This window comes from Mucilaginibacter lutimaris, assembly GCF_042676625.1.
Classification (GTDB): Bacteria; Bacteroidota; Bacteroidia; order Sphingobacteriales; family Sphingobacteriaceae; genus Mucilaginibacter; species Mucilaginibacter lutimaris.
The window spans coordinates 94,813-118,933 of record NZ_JBHTIA010000002.1 but is presented as its reverse complement, the minus strand read 5'-3'; the positions used below and the strand labels follow the sequence as shown (position 1 = coordinate 118,933).

The window sequence follows — 24,121 nt, the reverse complement described above, 5'->3', positions numbered from 1 at the left end:
GTATTGCAGGATTTCTATTCATTTAATAGTGTTGAAGTAAATTTCAGTCAGTTAAAGAGACCTGTCTAAATGTACGTAACCCCCATCTACATACGTTATTTGGCCTGTAGTGTGGCTCGATACCGGCGATAACAGGAAAACAACAGCGCTTGCTATTTCTTCAACCGTTGTCATCCGCTTACCTAAGGGGATATTTTGTGTAATAGAGGCCAGTTTTTCATCGGGATTTTCCAGTGTTTGCAGCCAGCGCTCGTACAAAGGGGTATAGCATTCGGCCACTACAACCGCGTTTACACGGATGTTATGAGGTAATAATTCTACCGCCCACTCCCGCGTAAGCGCATTACGGCCGCCATTGGCAGCAGCATAGGCAGAAGTACCGCCCTGCCCCGTATCGGCAATCTTAGAACTGATATTTACAATACTCCCCTGCGATTTAATAAGCTCTGGTAAGGCATGATGCACCACTAAATAATAATGCACCAGGTTTTTATGGAGCGACTGCATAAACTTTTCGTAATTCCCATTTTGCAAACCAACACCATCATTTTCACCTGCATTGTTTACCACACCATCTATGCGGCCAAACTTGCTAATTATTGCCTCTACTGCAATGCGGCACTCTTCAGGGTTTGATAGCTCGCCCTGTATAGCATAAGCATTGCCCCCGGCTGCTTCAATTTCTTGTACCGTTTTTTTATTTTCGGCCTCGGTGCGGCTTAGTATTACGGGTATGGCGCCTTCTTTTGCCAATAAAACAGCAATGCCTTTTCCTATTCCGCGTGCGCCGCCGGTAACAATAATTACTTTATCTTTTATTTTTAGGTCCATGTGGTTTGGCGGGCTGGTGCCCGGTTTAATGGTGATAATTTAGCTATAAATAATAATTGGTTGTATGCCGACGTACAAATTAAGCCTTTGTTGCAAGCTTAAAATTTTATCCTTTTAGCATATTATTAAGCAATATTGTAACGCAAAGGGAATAACCAAACAGTTTTACGACTTTTAAATTGAATAATTGTACATTCATAACACAATAAATATTTGATGAAACCTCAATTATTAAAAGTATCTACCGATATGGTGCACTCCTTTAGCGCACGGCGGGATATTATGCCTAACGTAAACAACCGCTGGCATTACCACCCCGAGGTAGAGTTGGTATATTTTAAAAAAGGCGACGGCACACAATTTATTGGAGACCGCATCACCCAATTTAATTCGGGCGATATGGTGCTGGTTGGCTCAAACCTACCCCATTACTGGCAGTTCGACGAGCGCTATTTTGATAAGGAAGCAAACGTTACCGCCGATGTGAGCGTAATACATTTTAACGAGAACTTTTGGGGAGATGCTTTCCTGCAATTACCCGAAACGCAGGAGATAAAAAACGTACTTAAAAACTCCAAACGAGGCATCCAGATAACCGGCGAGAACCTAAAGGAAGCGGGCAACCTGATAGAGCAGATCATTTATGCCAATGGCGCCCGTAAGATCATCCTGCTAATGGAAGTTTTAATGGCCATAGGCAACAGCACAGAGGATAATATGCTTGCCTCCATAGGTTTCCAGCACAATTTCCAGGAAGCGGAGAAAGACCGCATCAATGCCATTTATAACTATTCGATAGCCAACTTCAAAAAGAAGATCTCGCTGGAGGAAATTGCCGCGGTGGCCAACATTAGCCCAAATTCATTCTGCAAGTTTTTTAAATCGCGCAGCAGGAAAACCTATTCGCAGTTTATTAATGAGATAAGGGTGGGTAATGCCTGTAAGCTATTGATTAACAACCAGCAAAATGTAAAGGAGATATGTTATGAAAGCGGTTTTTACAACTTTGCCAGTTTCCATAAATACTTTAAGGAGATAACCGGTAAAAGCCCGCTATCCTATCAAAAAACCTATATAAAGCACTAATTATCCAATTATAAAAATTACCAGGCTGCGGGGACCGTGCGCGCCCAACACAAGTGATTGCTCTATATCGGCGGTTTTTGATGGGCCGGCTATAAAAGATGCGAAACCATGGTCGCTGCCCTGGGTACGCAAATAAGCCTGGTGCATACCGGCCACTATATCTGAGGCGTTCACTACAAAAGCCAGATGCTGGCAAATGAACGGCAGCACGCGTGTACCCATTTGTTTTTCGGTTACCCAAAGGGCGCTATTCTCTGCCACTCCAAATTCCGCTTGTAAAATGGCCAGTTCTACATCCTCTAATTCGTGTGGTGTAGCACCGGCAAATAAAGCGGAATCATTTGCTATATCAAAAAGCTGTGGAATGGTGGTAATCACCCTCGCCCCTTGCGGGATGTTTAAGTGCGTTTTTATATCGCTTATACTGCTAACCCGGATAACCCTGCCACCAACGTTCCCAGCCACGGTTTTAAAAGTCTCTAATATTGCTGATGCATCTGCCTTTGGCTTATTTTCCCAAATGGCAATATCAGGTGCAGCTACCAATGGCGGCTGGTTTATACGTACATCAGCTAATATTTTCTCTCGTGCAGTCATATTCTTGTTTTGGATTAGATATTCAAATAAACTAATCTCTTATCATTAATATCTACTTCCTATTCCTCGCATACCATTCCCCGAACGATTCTTTAGGCGGCTCGGGCATATCACGATGTTTGTACCAGGGGTTTAAGCCATTGTTTACCGCGAACGGCGCGTATTTCATCACCACACGACCTGCTTTACCCGCAAGGCGATAAACCTTTGGTGACGACAGTGTATAGGCCATTGCATGCATAGCCGCGCTTTTCTTTTTATCGCCGTAGCCTTCCTTTACAATTACCTGCCTCCATTTATACAGTTGCTCATGGATGTTAATTTTAACCGGGCATACGTTGGTACACGACCCGCAAAGCGTTGATGCAAAAGGCAGATCGGCATATTGCTTCATGTCAAGGTTTGGGGCCAATATAGAGCCTATGGGCCCTGCTACCGCGGTATGGTAACTATGACCGCCGCTGCGCCTGTAAACCGGGCAGGTGTTCATACACGCCCCACAACGGATACATTTCAGGGAGTTCCTGAAATCCTCGCGGCCAAGCTGGATACTGCGCCCATTGTCAACCAATATGATGTGCATCTCCTGCCCCGGCCGTGGTCTTTTAAAATGGCTGGAGTATGTGGTAATAGGCTGCCCTGTTGCGCTGCGGGTAAGCAGGCGTAAAAACACGCCAAGGTCTTTTCGTTTCGGGATCAGTTTTTCAATACCCATGCTGGCGATATGTATATCGGAAAGATGCGCGCCCATATCGGCGTTGCCCTCATTAGTGCAAACTACAAACTCGCCTGTTTCGGCCACCGCAAAGTTTACGCCTGTGAGTGCTGCCCTGCGGGTAAGGAAGGTGTTACGCAGGTGGATGCGCGCCGTTTCGGTTAATACTTGCGGGTCCGACTCTCCTTTGGAGCTGCCAAGGTGCTCGTAAAATACATCGCCTATCTCTTCCTTTTTTTTGTGGATACAGGGCAGTACAATATGGCTTGGCGGCTCTTTAGCCAACTGCACAATCAATTCACCCAGGTCAGAATCTACCACGTTAATGCCCTGTTCTTCCAAATAATGGTTCAAGTGGCATTCCTCGGTAAGCATCGATTTGCTTTTAACCATTTGACTGATACCATGCTTTTTGAGCAGGCTGTAAACTATTTCGTTATGCTCTTTAGCGTCCGCGGCCCAGTGTACGGTGATGCCGTTATTGATGGCGTTCTTTTCAAACTCTTCTAAATAATTGGCAAGGTTTGATAGTACATTATGCTTAATTTGCGATGCGGTTTCCCGCAGGTCTTCCCAATCGGGAATTTGATGTGATGCCTTGTCGCGCTTTTGGCGAACGAACCAAAGGGTTTCGTCGTGCCAGTTTACACGCTGCTCATCTTTATTAAATACTTCGGCAAGTTCGGCGTGGTCTTTCATGCTACCACCTCCTTTACACCATTTAAGATCTCGGCAATATGGATCACTTTTACCCTGCTGTTTTTTCTTTTCAGGACGCCTTCCATGTGCATGAGGCACGACAGATCGGCAGCGGTGATGTATTCGGCGCCATTATGTTCATGGTCGGCAACACGGTCTTTCCCCATTTTTGATGATACCGCTTCCTCAGCTACACAAAACGTACCGCCAAAACCGCAGCATTCATCGGGGCGGGTAAGGTTTATTAACTCCACCCCTTGTACCATGTTTAGCAATGAAGCCGGTTTTGAGAATGGTGATGCAGTAAGTTCTGTCATCTGTGCAAGCTTAAGCCCGCGCTGGCCGTGGCAACTTTGGTGAAGGCCTACCTTATGAGGGAATGATGAGTCTAACTTTTCGATCTTTAAAACATCGGTCAAAAATTCAGTCAGTTCATATATCCTCTTACGGATGGACTCTGCAGCAGCCCCGTTTGTTTCTGAATGCAAGTGTTCCTTGATATGCAAAGCGCAACTACCCGACGGCGAAACGATATAATCGTACCCGGCAAAGTTGTCTACAAACAGGTCATTACAACCACCCGTTAAATGTTCGTAGCCGGAGTTTGCCATAGGCTGCCCGCAACAGGTTTGCTGTGTGGGGTAACCTACTTCTACGCCCAATTTTTCCAATAGCTCTAAAGTTGCTATGGCCGCGTTAGGGTAAAACTGATCAACGTAACAGGGTATAAAAAGACCTACTTTCATAATCGGGTCGGCTAAAACATTGCCGTGGTTTATGGGCGTAAATTAAAAACCCTGCGGCATTTAACTGTACTTAACTGTTTGGTTACACTAAGCTTTAGCGTAGGCAACCACGTTTTGTTTTGATGTACCCAAACCATCAATGCCTAATTCTACAATATCACCGGCCTTTAAATATATTGGCGGTTTAAAACCAAGGCCAACACCGGCAGGCGTACCTGTTGAAATTACATCACCGGGCAGCAAAGTCATGAACTGGCTAACGTATGATATAAGGTAAGGCACTTTAAATATAAAATTGGCTGTTGTGCCATCCTGCATTTTTCGGCCGTTAACGGTTAGCCAAAGGCGCAGGTTATCCACATCGCCCGCCTCATCGGGTGTTACCAGGTATGGGCCCATTGGCGCAAAGGTATCGCAGCCTTTACCTTTGTCCCACGTGCCGTTGCGCTCCAGTTGAAATTCACGTTCAGATACATCATTATGCAGCACATATCCGGCTATGTAATCCGCAGCATCGGCTTCTTCTACGTAAGATGCCTTTTTGCCTATAACCACGGCCAGCTCCACCTCCCAATCGGTTTTTACCGAGTTTTTAGGGATCATGATATCATCATTTGGCCCCACCAAGGAGGTGGTGCTTTTCATAAAGATGATAGGTTCGGCAGGCAAAGGCGCGTTGGTTTCTTTAGCATGGTCGGCGTAGTTTAGGCCAATACACACAATTTTTGATGGCCTGGCTATAGGGCTACCCAAACGTGATCCGTGGGGTATAACCTGCAATTCGCTTTGGTGCTCCTTTACATATTTGGCCAAATGCTCAATGCCGCTTGCTTCAAAAAACTTTTCGTCGTAATCTTTAACGTAAAAAGATGTATCGTAGTTTACGCCGTCTATTTGTACACCCGTGCGTTCTTCGCCGGGGTTTCCGTATCTTATCAGTTTCATGTTGTTAGTTATTCAATGTTATAAATCCGCCGTCTATCGGGTAATCTACGCCAGTTATAAAGCTTGCCTCGTCAGAGCAAAGGTAAAGTGCAAGCGCCGCTATTTCGTCGGGTTGCCCCATACGGCCTATTGGCTGGCTTTTAGATAGCTTAGCAAAGATCTCTGCCTGGTTATCCGGGTAGTTTTTGGCGATGAAACCGTCTACAAATGGCGTATGTACCCTTGCAGGCGAAATGCTGTTGCAACGGATGTTATCGGCAAGGTAATCTCGCGCTACCGACATGCTCATGGCATAGATGGCACCCTTACTCATCGAGTAAGCAAACCTATCGCTGATACCTACATGCGCCGCTATCGACGCCATATTAAGTATAGCCCCCTTGCCGGCAGCCTTCATTAAAGGCACCGCCGCGAATAGGCAATTGTAAGCCCCTTTAACATTTACGTTATAGATACGGTCGAGGTCCGCCTCTGATGTTCTTTCGAGGTTACCCACGTGGGCTATCCCTGCATTATTTACCAGGATATCAACCTTGCCTATAGCGTTAAATACATTTACTACCGATTGCTGCTCGGCAACATTAGCGGCATGTGCCTGTCCATTGCCACTCGCGCTTTTTATTTCGGTAATAACATCGTTTGCCGCGTCAGTATTCAATTCAATAATATGAATGGTAGCCCCTTGCCTGGCAAACAACAACGCAATTGCTTTACCTATGCCGCTGCCACCGCCGGTTATAACGGCTATTTTATTTTTTAAGCTAAACATTTATAATGGTTTATAATGAAACGCCACGTTTCCAGGGAATAAAATCGTCCTGGCCAAGCAGCACTGCTTTGGGTTTTATATCGCCATTGGCAACATCTATCACATAATTTAATAAACGGTGTGCCGACTGCTCAATAGTTTCTACTCCTTCTATCACTGTACCGCAGTTAAAATCTACAATATCGGGCATCTTGTTAAACAGTGCAGTATTGGTTGATAATTTTACCACAGGCGCTACCGGGTTACCGGTTGGCGTGCCTAAACCGGTTGTAAACAATACAAGGTTAGCGCCCGATGCAACTTCCGCTGTAGTACTTTCCACGTCGCTGCCGGGTGTACAAAGCAGGTTTAACCCGGGTTGAGTAACCTTTTCAGGATAATCTAATACCGCAGTTACGGGCGATGTGCCGCCTTTTTTAGCCGCCCCTGCAGATTTTATAGCATCAGTTATTAAACCATCCCTGATATTACCGGGTGATGGGTTGGCGTAAAAGCCCGAGCCAGCTGCCTCAGCTTTGGCATTGTAGGTGCGCATCAGGTCCATAAACTTTAACGCGGTGGCGTCGTCAACACACCGGTCGCTTAACTCCTGCTCTACACCACAAAGCTCCGGGAACTCGGCCAATACCACGCTGCCACCCATGTTCACCATCATGTCCGACAGGTAACCTAAAACCGGGTTAGCCGAAATACCCGAGAAGCCATCAGACCCGCCACACTCTAAACCTATACAAAGTTTGTTGAGTGGTGCAGGTTGGCGCTGCTGTTTATTAACCTGCATTAAACCCGCAAAGGTTTGTTTAAGCGCTTCGTGCAAAAGGCGGCTCTCGGTGCCCAATTTTTGCTGTTCTAAGATCACCAAAGGTTTAGAGAAGTTAGCGTCACGTTTTTTGATCTCGTCCTGCAAAATCCCCGCTTGCGCGTGCTGGCATCCCAGGCTTAACACAGTAGCGCCCGCTACGTTAGGATGGGTGATGTAACCTGCAAGTAACCCACAAAGCGCGTCAGAATCGGTACGGGTACCGCCGCAGCCCATATCGTGGTTAATGAACTTAATGCCATCAATATTGTGGAATAGTTTGTTGGAGATGCCGGCCTCGGGCGTCATCTCCAGATCGGCCTGTAAAATTTCCTCTACTGTTTTGCCCGCGTGCAGCATGCTTACCAATTGATCAACCTCGTTCTCATACCCACGCGGTTTAGAAAAACCCAGCTTATCCAGCAATGCATCTTTTAATACGTTAATATTCCTGTTCTCGCAAAACACCAACGGAATAACCAGCCAGTAATTAGCCGTACCTACCGAACCATCGGCCCGGTGGTAGCCCATAAATGTGCGGTTTAAGAAAGCGCTTACATCGGGTTTTACCCAGTTCAATTTTCGGTTGCCAAGGGTAAAATCCGCGGCGGCGTGTTTTAAATTATGCGTGTTAATAACCCCGCCCTGCGGTATATATTCGCTTGCTTTGCCAACAAGCACGCCATACATATATACCTCGTCGCCTGGTGCTAAATCAGTAAGGGTGAATTTGTGTTTGCCAGCAACATCGTCGGCGAGTGTAAAGCCTACCCCCTCATGTTCAATGAAGGTACCTTTCGCCATATCGGTAAGTGTTACAAGCACATTATCGGCCCGGTGGATATGTAAAAAGGTACGTTTAACTTCTTCTACCATAATATTGAATAGTTACGGATATAGTATCCGTTGTTACCAGTTCGCTAAATAGTACACCTGGTTATGTGGTTATAATTTCAAGTAAAGATAACGCACTTATATTGGTTATAATACTAATCTGAAACAAGATAGACAATTACTCAATTAGCTAAATTACTCAATCATATCAGTAATCTGCACAGGCATACAAAGGAAACGGATGCCTGCCAACAATACTTTTGCTTTATTGGCCAATTATTAAGGGATATTGTAATTATTATTAGGCACAACTGAACAGTATTTATAGACTCCAAAACAATATAACGAATAGTTGCAGGCAGTAGTTAAATATGGCTGACAGGTTTTGACAAAATGGGTGTTTTCACGGTTTTACCGCCATGTTAATGTGCGTAGATTTAAGAAACCATAAATCTCGCGTTATGAAAACACTAAGCCGCTTTTTAACTTACTTCTCAATTGTATTTACCAGTAGCGCCATGGCGCAAACCACTGAATTTTTAGGCACTGTAAAACTCGGGCCAAAAGCACATGTAGTTAAAATTGTAACCATTCCCGATTGCCCGCAGCCCTACACACCGCCGGCGGGAACCGCAGGAACACAAATTAAGTTTGAAACGAAATTAACCAACGGTAAAACGGATATAACCATTAAAGACAAAGTTACCCCAACGGCAGGCAACGCTATAATGATCAAAGCCAATAAAGTATTAAAAATCCTAATGTCGCCCAATAGTGAAGGCAAGGCCGAGCTTTATACCGACGACAAAGACAAAACGGTACTATATGTAAACTATTGGCTTAACGGAACCAATACCGTATTAGCAGGGCAAACTATAGAGCGCTACCAACCCGAGTATGATTGCAATGGCACTGCAAAAATGGTTCCTGTTGCCAACAGCAAGCTTGTTTTACAAAAAAACGAGGATTATTATCTGGCCAAAGTTTTGCCCGGTGCTAATGATATGCAAACAACCTGGTTCAAAAATTCGGAACACCTTAGGGTTTATGACAAGGCAGGTAATATGTTATATTATCTTGTAGACCATTACAGCCGCAATACAAAATACGTTTTGGAGTTAGATAACCGCGAAAGCATCAACTTCAACTCCGCATCTGTAACCCTGGGCGCATTGGTTATTCCATTCAAATATCGTTTTGGCTACAAAGGCGATAAAGCGACCGTTAAAAGCGATGCTACAGCAGCCTTGAACATAGGTGCGTTTGGCGGTATTAAAGTCACCAACTATTCCATCATTAATAAGGCGGGCACATACACACAATCATCTAACTTCGCGCTAAGGGTGGGTCCCTTTTTAAATTTGGCAACCACCAGTTTAGACAAAACCACCACCACTAATGGCCTTACCCCACTTACTGCCGACGAAAAACAGAATATAGGCGTATTTTCGACGGGTGTTGGGTTAACGGCCGAGATAAAGAAGTTTCAGTTTGGAGCTTTTGGTGGCTGGGATTTTGGCTTAGGGCCCGAACACGTAAACTGGAATTACGACAAGCGCTTTTGGATAGGCTTTGGTATAGGTTATAAATTAACCGACCTGTTTAGCCAATAATTACACGTAAAAAAACCCTCTAAACTTTCGGTTTAGAGGGTTCTGATACTTGGTATCGCTTGTTGTCGGGATGGCAGGATTCGAACCTGCGGCCTCCACATCCCAAATGTGGCGCGATACCGGGCTACGCTACATCCCGATTGGGATTGCAAAGGTAGCTTTTTTGTATAGCTGTGCAAACTTTTTTTAAAAGAATTTACAGCTGTTTATTTAATCAATTCATTTGCAAAAGCTTAGCGTCAAAAATATTTTTTACAGGCACCTTAATAGTACCCTGCAAGCATAAAATAGTACATATGTAGTATTGATAGCCGCTTTGATTGTACGTTACTTTATAGTATGCAATATTACCGGTACAAGGGTAAATGTTGCAAAAAACTTATAACCCGATAACTGGCGGGCTTTAAGCTTTATTATTATCAAAAGACCGTACTATTAAATATAGGGGGAATACGGTCTTTCTGATAAAAAGCCCCGCATCAGCAAGTGAAGCGGGGCTTAGTTTTTGGTGATCCTACTTCCCTACCTTAAAATCAACCACCTGCCTTACCAGTTTCCCCTCTAAATTCAGGCCCTCAGCCACAACATGATATGTTCCCGGCTCGTCGGCTGTAAAGTAGCTTATGCTTGCTTTGCCATCGCTATCGGTAACCACATTTGGCTGCCAGTAAATGGTAGACCTAAAGTCGGCTTCGGCATGTTTCTCGTTTGGTTGGTCGTAAGCGGGCGAATAAAATTCGCGCTGTGGCGAGTAGCCTCTTACTAAAATTTTGTCGAGATAAAATATAGGCACGTGGTACATCTCTCCCCCTTTTTTGAGTGTAATTTGTATTACGCCCCAAACGCCCGCGTCGCCATAGATAACAGTACTTGCACCAGATGTAAATAGCTCTATACCCTCAACGTCAAACGGAGAAATATCTTTAAGTGTACTTGGGTCAATGGTCATACCATTTACCATTACGGTCATTGGCTCGCCGCGCGGCCTTGTAATAGATGATACCCGGCCAATACGATAAACAACGTCATTACGCACCTCAACTCCCGCAACCCCGTAAAAAGCCTGTAATAAGCTGGAATAGGCTACTAACTTATCCTTCTTGATCACCCGGTCGGCCCCGCTTAAACCCAATGCAGCCGAGCCTTTAATACTGTTGTCACCATTTTTCCTTTCGCGAATAGTAACCTCTTTCAGCATAGTGGTTTTACCCGGCATACCAGCCGCGAACTGGTCAAAACGCTTTTGTGTATTCATCAGGTAATCAATAAAGTTATTTGCTGCCGCATCGTCAACCACGTTAAAGGAATTATATTTAGGCACAGGTACTTTATTAAGCACAATCCTAACCCTATCCTTACCCTTGGCATTTTTTGCGCGCACTACAAATTTTACATTATTGGTAAAATTAAGACCGTCTACAACAAAATTCCCTTTATCGTCGGTTACGGTATCAACCAAAAGCGGGCCCTGCGGGGTATTGCCGTACAGGGTAAGTTTTCCGTTTGGTATAGGTTTGTTACCTATAGTAGTTACCATACCGCTTACACCAATACTTTTTTCGGGCTGATAGGCAATGCCATCAACCTTACCTGCTTTTGCATCAACCCATTTAAAACGGCGCCAGCCTTGGGTAAGCAATAAATAATCCAGGTGTTTAGCCCTATCTTCGTTAGCGGGGTTAAAGTAATAATTGGGCTTTTCTACAAACCCTTTAAGGTCTGATGTAAGCAGCAGGTTTGAAAAGATGGTGGTTTGCTCATCCTCGCTTGTTTTAACCTTGCCGGCGTCTGTAATAGCTACAGAAAGGTTCCCTTGCATAGGGCTGCCATCGGCATCTTTTAAAACTAATTGCATCTGTACCTTTTCGCGCTTGCCGTATGTTGTTTTGTTATTAATAACGTTCAACTTTAATTGGTCGTTGCGTTCTACAAATAACAGGCGTTCGGCAAGCGGGTTAGCCTCTGCAGATAGTAGGGTAACCTGCAATATACCTGTGCTGAACAAGCTTTTGGCAACATTCATTTTAACATATGGCTGGTCTATTTTAGCTTTAACCGCATATTTTACAACGTTATTTTGCTGCATTATCAATGCCGCTGCTTTGCCTACAAGTAATTTACTGGTTGATATGATGATACCAAGGCTATCCGCGCGGTTATTGTTAACGGCAAGTACGTAACCTTCCTCATCTGCAGCAGGCATTGCGTAACGGCTTTCTTTACCGGAGGCATCTTTAACCACCGCCGTATATTTGTTGCCTGCAACCGGCTGCAACGGGAATACCCCCATACCGGCATGCGCCGATTCAAATTCTGCTACCGTTTGGTTTGCCTGGTCAACCACATAACCCGTTACATTGGCACCGTACCCACCGGGTAATGTTGCCTTAAACGCTACTTTAGAACGCAGGCCGTTAACCAACCGCCCTCCTTCAGGAAAAAACTGCACATCAACCTTGCCCGCGCTGTTTATCACCGCAAAGCGCCTTTTAACTGAGGTTGTTTTATTAATAAAGATCTCGGTTTCCAAATAAGCGTCATCTAAAAATTCTTTCCTGATGGTTTTATCCAGGATTATTTTACCCTCGGCATCGGTGATTAACTTGCCCGATGACAGCTCCCTGTCTTTAGATATGAGCGAGTAGTTTACCTGCTTGGCAACCAACAGGCTTTTATCTTTAACATTTGCATAGGTAATAGTGGTTTTGACTTTAGAGTCGGGTTCAAAAGCAAACCTTGCAGTGGCAAACACATCAGTTGATACGCGCGCATCGCCAATCTCTATATCCTTATTAAAAATAAACTCGTCGTTGTAGTTTTGCATCCAGCGGGTATAAGCTTTAAGGTGATATTTACCTGCCGTAACAAGCGAATCGCTAAGGGCGAATTCGCCGTTACCCAAGCCGTTATTAAGCGGCACTACTTTGGTTTCGTGTATCGAGTCGCGGTCATCAACCAGATCAACATATAAAATATTGCTTAGGGTAGAAAGCTCGTTCTTTTCGGAGTTTACAACGTATGCCTTAAACCAAATATCATCGCCAATACTGTAGTAAGGCTTATCTAAATGGAGGTGTACTTTTTCCTGCGGATGTGCGTCTCGCCATTTATTTATATTGGTTATCAGCGCGTTTAGCCAATCGTCATCGGTAAAAGCTGTGAATAAAGCCACAAATGGCAGTGTTAAACAAATAAGGAGTAGGTTTTTTCTTTTCATGTGATATTATTAGTGTTGAAAGATAGGCCAATTTAACAGAAAAGAAAAAGTAAAAAATGTTAAAAAACTATGGTAAAATCAGCTTCAATTCAGCTGTTTAACGCAAATAAATTACATTAGATCTAACATTTTTGGAAATTTAAATATCCCGTACAAACAATTTTCCCCTATTTGCATTCTTAATCATTATTTGCTTTCTGTTATAAATATTTGCTAATCATATCATAATTGAGAAATAAAAACAACGTAGCCATACTTGGCGGCGGGCCAAGCGCCCTGTTTATGTTTAAGCGGTTTGTTGACACCAAAAGGACTGATCTTAAAGTAACCATTTTCGAGAAAAACAATGTATTGGGCGCCGGGATGCCTTACAGTGCCCAGGGCTCTAATGACGAGCATGTCACCAACGTATCTGGAAACGAGATACCAGACATGGTTACCTCCATTAACGAATGGATAAAAACGGTTTCTAAAGACACGCTGGATAAATATCATATCGACCCTAAAAAATTCAATGAATACAAGGTATTGCCGCGCTTACTTTTTGGGCAATATTTAACCGCGCAATTTGGCCTGCTGCAAAAAAAAGCTAAAGACCAGGTCCTGGAGTTTGAGATTAAATATAACAGCGAAGTAACCGATATAACGGATAACCCCGATAAGGAAAATGTAATTGTAGAGATAAACCATGAGGCAAAGCATGAATTTGACCTTGTGATCATTTGTACAGGCCATAATTGGCCTAAAAAGAATGAAGGCACGGTACCGGGATATTTCGATTCGCCGTACCCACCGGTAAAGCTTGCCTTTAAAACCAATAACCCGGTGGCCGTACGTGGATCATCCTTAACGGCTATTGATGCTATACGCACGCTATCGCGGCATAATGGCACTTACACAAAAGATGACGCCGGTTTACTTACCTACAACGTTTTAGACGAAAGCAAAGGCTTTAAAATTGTGATGCATTCGCGCAATGGCCTGCTGCCGGCCGTACGGTTTCATCTGGAGGATTCGCACCTGGCTACAGGCGCCGAACTTACGCCGGATGAGATCAAACTAAACCGCGAAGAAAATAACGGTTTCCTATCGCTCGACCTTGTTTTCGAGAAAGATTTTAAACTTGCCTTTAAGGAAAAGCAGCCCGGGTTTTACGAGCGTATAAAAAACATGCGCATGGAGGATTTTGTAACCGATATAATGAATCAGCGCGAAAGTGTAGCCCCCTTTCAACTACTTAAAAATGAATATAAGGAGGCAGAAAGTTCCATTGAACAACGCCAATCTGTTTACTGGAAAGAAATGCTTGGCGTACTTAGCTTCGCGATGAATTACCCTGCCAAATATTTTTCGGCAGAGGATATGATGAGGCTGCAAAAAACGTTAATGCCATTAATATCAGTGGTTATAGCCTATGCACCACAAAGTTCGGTTGAAGAGATGATGGCACTGCACCAGGCGGGTGTTTTAGATATTGTAACCGTTGGCGATGACAGCTATGTAGAGCCTGTTGAAGGTGGCGGGGCTATTTACCACTATACCGATGAGGATTGTAAAGAACATGCCGATGTCTACAAAACTTACGTAGACTGTGTAGGCCAGCCACATTTATCTTTTAATGAATTTCCGTACAAGGGCCTTAGCGAAAACCGCACGGTTACTACGGCTAAGCTATGGTTTAAAGAACCGGAAAACGGTCAAAGGGAATTTGAAAACGGTAACGAAAAGGTTAAAGCTGACGGTAAGGGCGGATATTATTTAATAGTACCCGGCATAGCTATAAACGATAGTTTCCAGGCGGTAGACGATTATGGGGCTTTTAACGAACGTATCTACGTAATGGCCGTGCCTTATATTGGAGGCTACAACCCCGACTACTCAGGGCTTGATTTTTGCCAGGAAGCATCGGGCCACATTATTAATACTATTTTATCAAATTAGATATGACCAACCAAATACCAACCGACGCACCCAAACTTTACATGTTATTATTAGGCTCAAAAGCGCCGGGCAGGCACATAGAACAGCACGATATTTTTTTTGGAATAGGCAATTCGTTAAAAGAACTGGTGCCCGATATTAAAGCCTTTTGGCGTAATACAGGCACCAGCCTGCATATTGACGGCTACCGCGAGGTTAATGCTGTTAATGGCTACCGGGTAAAAGTTGTGCCGAAAGGTGCAGATAACCAGCCATCGGGCAACAGGCTGTTTTTTGTAAACCTTGGTGGCTACCTTTCCGGCCAGTTGGCCGAGCAGCATCATATTGTGCTTACGGTACAAAGTGATAAAGGGCTTGCCATACAGCAATCTAAAAAAACAGTGTTTTTCCGCACAAATAATATTAGCGGACCTAAAGGGGCAAGCGCACATGTAGATGATAAATATGGTATTGATGTGGATGACATTTATAATATTGAAGAAATGCTATCCCCCGCCCTTAAAGATAAATACTATATAGACATTACCCCCGCAGAGGATTTAGCCGAGGATGAGATCCACCTGGGTTATTTTAAATTAGATAAGCTTACGTAAACATTTATTTAAAGCAACGTCCATTTCAATAGACAGGTCTTTTAAAATCCCTTATCATAAAACTTCTAATTTAAATTATTTCCAACAGGTTAAAACAAGTTGGTGTTTTTTTGCTTGTATCTGTACAACTTATTGTGCTAAATAGAAACTCAACAAAAAACATCATGGCTAAAAAAGAAACCGGCACCGAGCCGAAATTCGCGACCGCGTCGCCTGAGAAAACAGATACCGGATTACTCGACCTTTTTAAGGATGGCATTATGGACATCTACTGGGCCGAAAACCACCTGGTAAAAAACCTGCCTAAAATGATAGCGGCGGCAAATTCCGCGGAGTTAAAAACGGCTATAGAAGATCATCTCGAAGAAACAAAGGGCCACGTAAGCAGGCTTGAAGAAATATTTGGTTTACTTGAAGAAAAAGTGATAGCCAAAAAATGCGACGCCATGGAAGGCCTTACCAAGGAAGGCGAAGGCATTATTGAAAGTACCGAAGCCGGCACCGACGCGCGCGACGTGGGCATTATTATGGCATCGCAAAAGGTAGAGCATTATGAAATTGCTACCTATGGCGGCCTGGCGTCATTAGCAACAAACTTAGGCTTAACAGATGTTGCCGCTATTTTACAGCAAACACTTGCCGAAGAAAAAACCGCTGATGAGAAATTAACAGAAGTTACCACAACCATTACCGCACAACCATAATTATGGCTAAAAATAAAAAGGCCGTAAAACCGGCTACCGAACCAACAAACTTAAAAAGCGAACAGTTAGGCCAGTTTAGGGATGATGCCGGCGGCCGTCAAATGACTACCAATACCGGTTTAAAAATAAACGACGACCAGAACTCTCTTAAAGCAGGCGACCGCGGCCCTTCCCTTTTGGAGGACTTTATCTTAAGGGAAAAGATAACCCATTTTGACCACGAACGTATCCCCGAGCGTGTGGTACATGCACGCGGCTCGGGCGCACATGGCGTTTTTAAATTATACGAAAACCAGGCGGCAGTTACCAAAGCCCTGTTCCTGAACGATACCGAAACAGAAACGCCTGTGTTTGTACGTTTCTCTACCGTTGCGGGTTCGCGCGGTTCTACGGATCTTGCAAGGGATGTACGCGGTTTCGCGGTACGTTTTTACACACAGGAGGGTAACTTTGACCTGGTGGGTAACAATATGCCTGTATTTTTTATACAGGATGCCATTAAATTCCCCGATCTTATACATGCCGTTAAACCCGAACCGGATAACGAGATACCACAGGCTGCATCGGCCCATGATACCTTTTGGGATTTCATTTCGCTGATGCCCGAATCTGCGCACATGGTTATGTGGGCCATGAGCGACAGGGCCCTGCCACGTAGTTACCGTATGATGGAGGGCTTTGGCGTACATACTTTCCGCTTTGTTAACGCGGAGGGCGTAGCAAGCTTTGTAAAGTTCCATTGGAAACCGCTACTGGGCGTACACGCTGTTGCATGGGACGAAGCGCAGAATATATCAGGTAAAGACCCCGATTTTCACCGCCGCGACCTTTGGGATGCCATCGAAAGCGGCAATTTCCCTGAATGGGAATTGGGCGTGCAAATTGTGCCGGAAGAAGATGAATTTAAATTTGACTTCGACCTGCTCGATTCAACTAAAATAATCCCGGAAGAGCTGGTACCTGTACAACGCATTGGTAAAATGACACTAAACCGTAACCCCGATAACTTCTTTGCCGAAACAGAACAGGTTGCGTTCCACTTAGGCCACATTGTGCCGGGTATAGATTTCACCAACGACCCATTGTTACAAGGCCGTTTATTCTCGTATACCGATACGCAGTTGCTGCGTTTAGGCGGGCCAAACTTCCAGCAAATTCCTATCAATCGCCCGGTTGTGCCGGTTCATAATAACCAGCGCGATGGCTTTTCGCGGCAGAATATCGACGCGGGCAAAACCAGCTATAGCCCCAACTCGCTTAATAACAATTCGCCGGAACAGGTTAAGGCCGAGCAGGGTGGTTATGTAACGTTCCCCGAACGTATTGAAGCGAGTAAGATCCGCGCCAGGAGCAAAAGCTTCCGCGACCACTTTAGCCAGGCCAGGTTATTTTTCCATAGCCAGTCGGATCCTGAAAAAAACCACATTGTAGATGCCTTAAGCTTTGAGCTGGGTAAAGTAAAAACCATCGCTATACGCGAACGCATGCTGGGCATACTATCATTAATTGATAAAGGCCTTGCAGCAGAGGTTGCTTACGCCCTGGGCCTGCACGTACCGCAAGTATTAGAAACGCCGGTAAACAAAAGTATCCCTGCGGATGCCAATGTAGAAGATTATGAACCGGTACAGGTAGAAGGCCCGTTAACCAGATCTGAAGCGTTAAGCATGGCTAATACGGTTAAAGATAGCATCCAAACACGCAAAGTTGCGTTCCTTGCTGCTGATGGTGTAAACGAGAAAGCATTGTTCGCTGTAAAAGAAGCTATTGAGGCCGAGGGTGGCGCTGTAAATGTTATCGCGCCAAGGTTAGGCTTTATCACCTCGCTAAACGATGAGCAGATACAGGCCGATGAAAGCTTCTTAACAGCAGCTTCCGTTTTGTTTGATGCCGTTTACGTACCGGGTGGCGGTAACAGTGTTGCTTCCATTGAGGCAGACCCTGATGCTGTACACTTCCTGAATGAAGCCTTTAAACACTGCAAAGCCATAGCGGCAGACGCTGATGCCATGCAGGTTTTAGAAGCGACATACTTTAGCAAAAAAATAGAAGTTGATGAAGGCGTTATTGTAAGCGATGATACCGCTACTTTAGCTGCCAACTTTATTGAAGCTATAAAACAGCACCGTTTCTGGGAACGCGAAAAGCCGAGAAAGATCCCGGCTTAACATTAATATTTCATTTTAAAGCGCCTTGATAACAAGGCGCTTTTTTATTGGTTTAAAATAGCGAAAGCGCCCTCATTACCCTGTTGGGCAGCAATATCATAAGCCGTTAGCCCGCGTACATCGGTTAGGGTTTTATCTGCGCCTGCATCAAGCAATTGCTTTAACATATCGTTACGGCCAAACATGGCGGCAAACATTAACGCGGTACCGCCGTTGCCGTGCATCTGGTTAAGGTTTGCATCCCTGTCAATAAGTAATTGGGCAATATCGGTATAGCCTTTAAAACACACACCCATTAAAGCTGTGTTACCGCCAAAGTCGGCGCCGTTAATATCAGCACCATTATCCAGCAAAAAACGAACGGTCTCTAACTGGTTATTATAACAGGCTATTATTAATGGCGTGTACCCTTTAGCATCTTTTGCTTCGATGCTTACACCTTGCTTCAAAAGCTCCTCAATAACGGGGATCTCGCCCTTACGTGCCGCGTGTATCAATACTTCATTCAAGTCTACGTTTTCCATATTTAACTAACTAATAATTGCCGGTATAGTTTGCTCTGCACGGTATCAATCCCAGTTAAAGGTTACCTCGCGGTTGTTCAGCTTCCATCTTTCGGGGAACTGTTTGGTCATCCAATCTAAAGGCTCGCCGTTGGGCTGCACCCTGGCAGCATTTGCAAACGCTTGCCTGATAGCCGCTTTCTTTTCCGCGTCTAATATATCCAGCTCGGCAGAAATAAATAACGGCGAACCGCTTTCGGCCAGCAGCTGCATCCATTGTTTATTTTTATCCCACGGCACATCTTTAGTTAAGCCAACACAGTCACCATCAGCCGCGTAAAAGGTATTATTTTGGGGCAGGCGGAAACCAAGCGTATTTACACCCATCTTTTTAGTGCGCGCCCACTCCTTTCCGCTGGTATCATCCCCGGTACGGTTAAGTTCAAACACCCCTGCCGACAGGTGGCTCATGGTATTACAGCCTATGATATACATATCCCCTGCCGATTCGCGGATAGCGCCGTACAGGTGGTTAATAATTTCGGCGTTGGTTTTGCTTTGATCCTGAAATTTCCAACCGGGCGCAGTAAAGTTCTCCTTCATCTGGAAACCCCATTTACCAAATATATCCCAAGTGCTGTAATCATGCTTTACCAGGTGGTAGCCCCATTGTTTATACAGGGCCATATTACGTTTTACACGTGCTATATTTTCCGGGATGGTTGGGTCGAGGATAAGCTCATCATCGTTTTGCGCGCGCCCTGGTATTTTGGGGGCAAGCAGGGCTTTGCTGTCGTCTTTACGGGCAATTAAGGGGCGTGTCCATAAACCGGGGCGCATGCCATGGCTCTTTACCTCGTCGGCCATTTTATGCATATCCTTAAACTTATCGTTCACTATCGAAAAATCGTCGGGCTGCTGCCAGCCGTCATCTATTACCGAAAAGGGGCGGTTATTGGTATCGCTCACTAATTCGGCCATGGCCGTAGTTTGGTCTTTAATGGTTTGGAAAGAGTTTTTGCCGTACACCACATACCAATCGTTAATACCGTAAACAGGTTGCTTCGGCAGGCGTGGTTTGGCACACATTACCTTACAAAAGTTGGTTAATGTTGCATAAGGGGTTTGGCCAGCTTTACCCAGGCTGCTTACAATATCCGCGGCATGCAGGGTACGCTGCCCCAGTTTTACACCTACCCCGCCGGAATGGGTATCCATAATCAATTCTATAGCCGCGGGTTTAACTTCCCAGTAACACATCGTATTCGCGCCTGTTTTTACACCGAAACAAGCTGTTTGCTTATCATCATGTAACAGCACGTACCATGGGTTTTTAGTGCCGGCGTCCGGCGAGCGCCATGCCAGGTCGCCATAACCGCGTTCCCAGTGGTCGCCAAAGATCTTATTGTATTTTACGGTCTGGTAATTCCATGTAAACTTAATGCCCTGTAGTTCGCTATTGGGCGCTTGCACATACACCGCTTGCGCATTGCCGCTGGCTTTAACTTCAACTTTAATATCCTGGTGGCTAAATGCAGCCCCGCCTTTACCTGTAAGTTTCACCCATTGGTTGTCAACTTGTGCCCAGGCCTCATCAGGATGGTTAATAAGTGAATTGCCTATAGCATTGGCAAAAGTTAAACGGCTGTACATAACCGCGGCAAAGCCTGCGGCAGATAGTTTTACAAAATTACGTCTTAGCATAGATTGATTTGAATAGTGACTAATTTAGTGATTAGAACGTTTTAAGCAACCATTAAAAAAGAAAACACGCTAACCAGCGTTAATACATTTATTTCTTAAATTGCGATCTATATGAAAAACGTTTTTGCAATATTATCATTTATAGCTGGCACTTTAACAGCATCAGCGCAGGACTGGCCAAATATTAAACGTTACCAGGAAGCCAATAGTAAACTTGCCGCGCCTGCAGCCGGGCAAAAAAGGGTGGTTTACATGGGCGATTCGATAACGGATTTTTGGATAGTTAACGACTCAACATTTTTTGCGGCCAACAATTATATAGACCGCGGCATAAGCGGCCAAACAACCGGTCAAATGCTGCTGCGTTTCAGGCAGGATGTAATTAACCTTAAACCAGCCGTTGTTGTGATACTTGCCGGCATAAATGATATTGCCGAAAATAACGGCCCGTCTAAAATAGAAGATGTAGCAGGTAACATTTTTTCGATGGCTGAGTTAGCGAGGGTGCATCATATTAAAGTAGTACTATCCTCAGTATTGCCTGCCAATAAATTTCCCTGGAGGCCCTCTATAATCCCTACAGAAAAGGTTACGATATTAAACAACATGCTGAAAGATTACGCGGCTAAAAACAATATGGTTTACCTGGATTACTTTACCGCCATGGCTGATGATAAACGAGGCCTGCCGGCAAATCTATCTAAAGATGGCGTTCACCCTAACCTGGAGGGCTATAAAATAATGGCGCCTTTAGCCAAGGCGGCTATAGCAAAGGCACTCGCCAAAAAGTAAAAAACAGGGTGTCCCATTCCGTCCCGTTTTTCAAAAAATGGGACACATCTTTAATTTGATTTAACTATTTGATTATAAAATACTTAAACCTATTCAGGATAATGTTTACTTTAAGTAAAATTGAATTTATAAAATTAATAAATACTTGATTAACAAATATTTATGTTTTATTTTTTATTAGTGTCATAAATAGTGGGACAGTGTAAACATCTCGCGGTAGAAATAGCGGTTTGTCATTTAAAAATACAATTGCTGTCACCTATTTATCAGGAAAAGAAAATCGGCATTTTATTTAAAATGTTTTGGTGAGCTTAGCGTCTACAATAGTATAACGGATGCTAAACACTATGGAAAACACTTACTTATCATTAAATACATGCCCCGCCATAAACAATTCCTCTCCCGATGAGGAGCGTGAATTGGCCATACTCTTTTTAGATATTCGCAACTTTACGGGTTTAATGGAATCGCAGCCCCAGCAATCGGTAATCACGGTGGTCCGCCGCTTGTTTACAGCCTTTAACCAGATCGTAAAAAGCTTACAGGGTAAAGTAGTAGAAATAGCTGGCGATAATCTTTATGCGGTGTTTGGTTTACAAACTTCCCTTACCGAAGCTGTAAATAATGCCTACCAGGCAGCAAAAACCATGTTTCACACAGTGAACCTTTTTAATGAGGCATATGCTGTGCCTTTTCATGGCGGGCCTTTGCAAATTGGGGTTGGCTTACATGCAGGCCGTGTTTTTGTTGGCGAGTTTGGCCTGGATGCACCTGCAGAGCTATCTGTAATGGGCCTGTCGGTTAATATAGCGGCGAGGCTGCAAGCGAAAACAAAAGAGCTAAATAACGACATGCTGATATCTGAATATGCTTACAGCATGATAAATACTATTGGTACAAGCCCCGACAAACAAACAGTGCAATTACAGGGCATAGCACAAAACCAGCAAATTCGCCTGGCGGGCAAACCTTACGATAATAGCCGCCAGCTGGCATCAAACGCCCTTAGTATGGATTATTTATTGGCTATATCGGGATAACAAGCCTTATTTTATAAGTCTATCATATATTAATGCGAAAGCCACTTTATGAAGTGGCTTTTTTGGTTTGGATAACAGTGTAACAGAGTTATATGCCGGCATTTAATTACTTTGGCCCAACCATTTACATACTTATGCAAAAAGGCAAAATAACCTTCTTAAAAAGATGCTCCCTTTTAATATTTATAGCGATTCCCTTATTATCGCTTATCAATCAAAAGGAAATTACCTGGGTAGCCATAGGCGACTCTATCACCTACCTGAATGATCATCGCGATGAAACAAAAAACAGGGTAAAGAAGGGTTATTTAACAGGCGTTACCGAGGCATTACCCTATATTAAATACATTAACCAGGGGCATAATGGCTGGACCGTACAAGGCATTGCCCGCGAGATTGAGAACCTGGGTATTGTTAAGGCCGATTTGTACACAATTTTCCTGGGGACAAATGATTGGTGGGCGGGCATCCCGGCAGGTACATTAAACGATTATAAAAATGATACCGGAATTGGCACTTCATCGGGCGCTTACCGTAAGATCATCAATAAGATCCGCAGCCTCAACCCTACTGCCAAAATAGTACTGATAACTCCCATGCAGCGAAATGACTTTGTTTATATAAACGCCCCAAACAATAATGCTTATGGCAGTTATAAAGATAAGAATGGGCAGTCTTTAGCATCCTTTGCCGAGGCTGTACTTGCAATAGGCAAGTATGAGAACTTACCTGTTGTTGACCTCTATCATAACAAGGACTTAAGCATCAAAAACACAATAAAATTTAAAAGGCTAAAGGACAACACAGGGCACTACAAGAATTACAAATACCCCGCATCTATCGGCATTCCTTTTAACCCGGGTATTGATGATTACCCTTACCCTATTGAAGCCCAGAACATGACATTTGACGGCCTGCACCCATCTGATAGAGGATATAAAGTAATTACAAAAGCCATTGTTGCCCTGTTTAAAGAACTAAAATTATAATCGCTGTCAAACAGGGGGATGTTCAAAAATATATAAACAAAAAAGCTGTTGTTGTAGTTGTACCAATAACCGGATAGTAATTTAATACATCCATTTAAAAGGAATTGATATGAAAAACCCATTTAAAAAAAAGGATAATAGCGGCATATTAATAGCCGGTTTAGCAATAGGCGCAATGTTTGCCGGAGCGATAACTTATTTGTACATCCGTAAGCAAAACGAGATACGTGCCGCAGCTGATAAACTGAAGGAACACGCTCAGGATTACCTAAAAAAGAAGGCGAAGAAAAAGCTAAAAACAGATTTGAACGAATTGTTATAGCTATTATTTGGCGGAGTGCGCACCAACTACATGGCCAATAATATAGCCAATTATTAATGCAACTATAATAAGCGCCAGTAATATATATTGGCGCTTATCCATATTTCTTTGAATCTCTCTAAGCTGAGACTGGTGCAGCAATTTTTCATTTTGCAGTTTCATGTTTTGCTGCTGTAATTTAGATAGCGTACCGTTTACCTCAACAGGCTTTTCCTGCTCTGCCTTATAACGCTTAACAAAGCCCCCAGCTTTAAGAAACTTATCGCCTTTTGGTTTTAGTACAAGCTTTTCCGGCAAATCATAATCCCCGTGTTTACCGGTTACGGCAATAAGGCCTTCCCGGGTTAATATTTGTACCAGGGCAAAAGCGGTTGCCTCATCCTGGTCAAACAATTCAAGCAGCTGGTTCCTGGTCAAACTGTCGGGTATGCCAAAGGCTTCCAAAACAGCATCCAGCATTTCGCATTCATATTCATTCAGCTCAATCATCCTTGCAAAAATAGTAATATAGCTT

The 24,121-nt window shown here is 44.0% G+C and carries 21 protein-coding genes and 1 tRNA gene; 10 read left to right on the top strand and 12 right to left on the bottom strand.

The window, feature by feature from the left end:
• Positions 1-51: 51 nt before the first annotated feature.
• Complete coding sequence (locus ACFQZI_RS00535) at positions 52-831, bottom strand: SDR family oxidoreductase (RefSeq protein ID WP_377137276.1); 780 nt, start codon at positions 829-831, stop codon at positions 52-54.
• Between the two features lie 216 nt (positions 832-1,047).
• On the opposite strand from ACFQZI_RS00535, the gene ACFQZI_RS00530 reads away from it, so the two are divergent.
• Complete coding sequence (locus ACFQZI_RS00530) at positions 1,048-1,917, top strand: AraC family transcriptional regulator (protein ID WP_377137274.1); 870 nt, start codon at positions 1,048-1,050, stop codon at positions 1,915-1,917.
• Here the strand turns inward: ACFQZI_RS00530 and ACFQZI_RS00525 are convergent, their stop codons facing one another.
• The 6 genes from ACFQZI_RS00525 to ACFQZI_RS00500 all read right to left on the bottom strand — a co-directional run bounded on the left by ACFQZI_RS00525 (position 1,918) and on the right by ACFQZI_RS00500 (position 8,063).
• Positions 1,918-2,514, bottom strand: a complete 597-nt coding sequence (locus ACFQZI_RS00525) for a LutC/YkgG family protein (protein ID WP_377137272.1) — start codon at positions 2,512-2,514, stop codon at positions 1,918-1,920. It abuts the gene before it with no gap.
• Between the two features lie 52 nt (positions 2,515-2,566).
• Positions 2,567-3,928 carry a lactate utilization protein B gene (locus ACFQZI_RS00520; RefSeq protein WP_377137270.1) on the bottom strand — a complete coding sequence of 454 codons (1,362 nt, stop codon included), beginning with the start codon at positions 3,926-3,928 and terminating at the stop codon, positions 2,567-2,569.
• Positions 3,925-4,674 (bottom strand): (Fe-S)-binding protein, encoded by a 750-nt coding sequence (locus tag ACFQZI_RS00515; protein ID WP_377137268.1) that lies wholly within the window; start codon positions 4,672-4,674, stop codon positions 3,925-3,927. The genes ACFQZI_RS00520 and ACFQZI_RS00515 overlap by 4 nt, the downstream gene beginning before the upstream one ends.
• A gap of 87 nt (positions 4,675-4,761) precedes the next feature.
• On the bottom strand, positions 4,762-5,619 hold the full coding sequence (locus ACFQZI_RS00510) for a fumarylacetoacetate hydrolase family protein (RefSeq protein WP_377137266.1): 858 nt from the start codon (positions 5,617-5,619) through the stop codon (positions 4,762-4,764).
• Between the two features lie 4 nt (positions 5,620-5,623).
• Positions 5,624-6,388 carry an SDR family NAD(P)-dependent oxidoreductase gene (locus ACFQZI_RS00505; RefSeq protein ID WP_377137264.1) on the bottom strand — a complete coding sequence of 255 codons (765 nt, stop codon included), beginning with the start codon at positions 6,386-6,388 and terminating at the stop codon, positions 5,624-5,626.
• A gap of 10 nt (positions 6,389-6,398) precedes the next feature.
• Positions 6,399-8,063, bottom strand: coding sequence for a UxaA family hydrolase (locus tag ACFQZI_RS00500; RefSeq protein WP_377137262.1), 1,665 nt, complete (start codon positions 8,061-8,063; stop codon positions 6,399-6,401).
• Positions 8,064-8,482: 419 nt separating this feature from the next.
• Between ACFQZI_RS00500 and ACFQZI_RS00495 the strand changes: the two genes are divergently transcribed.
• On the top strand, positions 8,483-9,634 hold the full coding sequence (locus ACFQZI_RS00495) for a hypothetical protein (protein WP_377137260.1): 1,152 nt from the start codon (positions 8,483-8,485) through the stop codon (positions 9,632-9,634).
• 65 nt (positions 9,635-9,699) lie between these two features.
• On the opposite strand, the gene ACFQZI_RS00490 is transcribed toward ACFQZI_RS00495, so the two are convergent.
• Positions 9,700-9,773 (bottom strand) — tRNA-Pro (locus tag ACFQZI_RS00490).
• A 375-nt stretch (positions 9,774-10,148) separates the two neighbouring features.
• Entirely contained in the window at positions 10,149-12,851 is a 2,703-nt protein-coding gene (locus ACFQZI_RS00485) for a TonB-dependent receptor (protein ID WP_377137258.1), read from the bottom strand.
• Between the two features lie 228 nt (positions 12,852-13,079).
• On the opposite strand from ACFQZI_RS00485, the gene ACFQZI_RS00480 reads away from it, so the two are divergent.
• The 4 genes from ACFQZI_RS00480 (at position 13,080) to ACFQZI_RS00465 (ending at position 18,257) form a co-directional block, all read left to right on the top strand.
• Entirely contained in the window at positions 13,080-14,792 is a 1,713-nt protein-coding gene (locus ACFQZI_RS00480) for an FAD/NAD(P)-binding protein (RefSeq protein ID WP_377137256.1), read from the top strand.
• A 2-nt stretch (positions 14,793-14,794) separates the two neighbouring features.
• On the top strand, positions 14,795-15,385 hold the full coding sequence (locus tag ACFQZI_RS00475; protein ID WP_377137254.1) for a DUF1543 domain-containing protein: 591 nt from the start codon (positions 14,795-14,797) through the stop codon (positions 15,383-15,385).
• Positions 15,386-15,549: 164 nt separating this feature from the next.
• Entirely contained in the window at positions 15,550-16,089 is a 540-nt protein-coding gene (locus ACFQZI_RS00470) for a ferritin-like domain-containing protein (RefSeq protein ID WP_377137252.1), read from the top strand.
• A 2-nt stretch (positions 16,090-16,091) separates the two neighbouring features.
• Positions 16,092-18,257, top strand: coding sequence for a catalase (locus tag ACFQZI_RS00465; RefSeq protein WP_377137250.1), 2,166 nt, complete (start codon positions 16,092-16,094; stop codon positions 18,255-18,257).
• Between the two features lie 44 nt (positions 18,258-18,301).
• On the opposite strand, the gene ACFQZI_RS00460 is transcribed toward ACFQZI_RS00465, so the two are convergent.
• Positions 18,302-18,781 carry an ankyrin repeat domain-containing protein gene (locus ACFQZI_RS00460; protein WP_377137248.1) on the bottom strand — a complete coding sequence of 160 codons (480 nt, stop codon included), beginning with the start codon at positions 18,779-18,781 and terminating at the stop codon, positions 18,302-18,304.
• A gap of 45 nt (positions 18,782-18,826) precedes the next feature.
• Complete coding sequence (locus tag ACFQZI_RS00455) at positions 18,827-20,464, bottom strand: hypothetical protein (RefSeq protein WP_377137246.1); 1,638 nt, start codon at positions 20,462-20,464, stop codon at positions 18,827-18,829.
• Positions 20,465-20,575: 111 nt separating this feature from the next.
• Between ACFQZI_RS00455 and ACFQZI_RS00450 the strand changes: the two genes are divergently transcribed.
• The 4 genes from ACFQZI_RS00450 (at position 20,576) to ACFQZI_RS00435 (ending at position 23,607) form a co-directional block, all read left to right on the top strand.
• The gene (locus ACFQZI_RS00450; RefSeq protein ID WP_377137244.1) at positions 20,576-21,256 is read left to right on the top strand and encodes an SGNH/GDSL hydrolase family protein; all 681 of its coding nucleotides are present in this window, start codon (positions 20,576-20,578) and stop codon (positions 21,254-21,256) included.
• Between the two features lie 347 nt (positions 21,257-21,603).
• Positions 21,604-22,296, top strand: a complete 693-nt coding sequence (locus tag ACFQZI_RS00445) for an adenylate/guanylate cyclase domain-containing protein (RefSeq protein ID WP_377137242.1) — start codon at positions 21,604-21,606, stop codon at positions 22,294-22,296.
• 92 nt (positions 22,297-22,388) lie between these two features.
• A complete protein-coding gene (locus ACFQZI_RS00440; RefSeq protein WP_377137240.1) occupies positions 22,389-23,285 on the top strand; it encodes an SGNH/GDSL hydrolase family protein in 897 nt (298 codons plus the stop codon).
• A 109-nt stretch (positions 23,286-23,394) separates the two neighbouring features.
• Positions 23,395-23,607 carry a hypothetical protein gene (locus ACFQZI_RS00435; protein WP_377137238.1) on the top strand — a complete coding sequence of 71 codons (213 nt, stop codon included), beginning with the start codon at positions 23,395-23,397 and terminating at the stop codon, positions 23,605-23,607.
• Between the two features lie 3 nt (positions 23,608-23,610).
• Here ACFQZI_RS00435 and ACFQZI_RS00430 read toward each other — a convergent pair whose 3' ends face one another.
• Complete coding sequence (locus ACFQZI_RS00430) at positions 23,611-24,096, bottom strand: hypothetical protein (protein WP_377137236.1); 486 nt, start codon at positions 24,094-24,096, stop codon at positions 23,611-23,613.
• Between the last annotated feature and the right edge of the window lie 25 nt (positions 24,097-24,121).

What these genes read in the sequence shown, in the direction of transcription:
- ACFQZI_RS00535 (WP_377137276.1), bottom strand. Translation starts at nt 831, where the DNA reads ATGGACCTAAAAATAAAAGATAAAGTAATTATTGTTACCGGCGGCGCA.
- ACFQZI_RS00530 (WP_377137274.1), top strand. Translation starts at nt 1,048, where the DNA reads ATGAAACCTCAATTATTAAAAGTATCTACCGATATGGTGCACTCCTTT.
- ACFQZI_RS00525 (WP_377137272.1), bottom strand. Translation starts at nt 2,514, where the DNA reads ATGACTGCACGAGAGAAAATATTAGCTGATGTACGTATAAACCAGCCG.
- ACFQZI_RS00520 (WP_377137270.1), bottom strand. Translation starts at nt 3,928, where the DNA reads ATGAAAGACCACGCCGAACTTGCCGAAGTATTTAATAAAGATGAGCAG.
- ACFQZI_RS00515 (WP_377137268.1), bottom strand. Translation starts at nt 4,674, where the DNA reads ATGAAAGTAGGTCTTTTTATACCCTGTTACGTTGATCAGTTTTACCCT.
- ACFQZI_RS00510 (WP_377137266.1), bottom strand. Translation starts at nt 5,619, where the DNA reads ATGAAACTGATAAGATACGGAAACCCCGGCGAAGAACGCACGGGTGTA.
- ACFQZI_RS00505 (WP_377137264.1), bottom strand. Translation starts at nt 6,388, where the DNA reads ATGTTTAGCTTAAAAAATAAAATAGCCGTTATAACCGGCGGTGGCAGC.
- ACFQZI_RS00500 (WP_377137262.1), bottom strand. Translation starts at nt 8,063, where the DNA reads ATGGTAGAAGAAGTTAAACGTACCTTTTTACATATCCACCGGGCCGAT.
- ACFQZI_RS00495 (WP_377137260.1), top strand. Translation starts at nt 8,483, where the DNA reads ATGAAAACACTAAGCCGCTTTTTAACTTACTTCTCAATTGTATTTACC.
- ACFQZI_RS00485 (WP_377137258.1), bottom strand. Translation starts at nt 12,851, where the DNA reads ATGAAAAGAAAAAACCTACTCCTTATTTGTTTAACACTGCCATTTGTG.
- ACFQZI_RS00475 (WP_377137254.1), top strand. Translation starts at nt 14,795, where the DNA reads ATGACCAACCAAATACCAACCGACGCACCCAAACTTTACATGTTATTA.
- ACFQZI_RS00470 (WP_377137252.1), top strand. Translation starts at nt 15,550, where the DNA reads ATGGCTAAAAAAGAAACCGGCACCGAGCCGAAATTCGCGACCGCGTCG.
- ACFQZI_RS00465 (WP_377137250.1), top strand. Translation starts at nt 16,092, where the DNA reads ATGGCTAAAAATAAAAAGGCCGTAAAACCGGCTACCGAACCAACAAAC.
- ACFQZI_RS00460 (WP_377137248.1), bottom strand. Translation starts at nt 18,781, where the DNA reads ATGGAAAACGTAGACTTGAATGAAGTATTGATACACGCGGCACGTAAG.
- ACFQZI_RS00455 (WP_377137246.1), bottom strand. Translation starts at nt 20,464, where the DNA reads ATGCTAAGACGTAATTTTGTAAAACTATCTGCCGCAGGCTTTGCCGCG.
- ACFQZI_RS00450 (WP_377137244.1), top strand. Translation starts at nt 20,576, where the DNA reads ATGAAAAACGTTTTTGCAATATTATCATTTATAGCTGGCACTTTAACA.
- ACFQZI_RS00445 (WP_377137242.1), top strand. Translation starts at nt 21,604, where the DNA reads ATGGAAAACACTTACTTATCATTAAATACATGCCCCGCCATAAACAAT.
- ACFQZI_RS00440 (WP_377137240.1), top strand. Translation starts at nt 22,389, where the DNA reads ATGCCGGCATTTAATTACTTTGGCCCAACCATTTACATACTTATGCAA.
- ACFQZI_RS00435 (WP_377137238.1), top strand. Translation starts at nt 23,395, where the DNA reads ATGAAAAACCCATTTAAAAAAAAGGATAATAGCGGCATATTAATAGCC.
- ACFQZI_RS00430 (WP_377137236.1), bottom strand. Translation starts at nt 24,096, where the DNA reads ATGATTGAGCTGAATGAATATGAATGCGAAATGCTGGATGCTGTTTTG.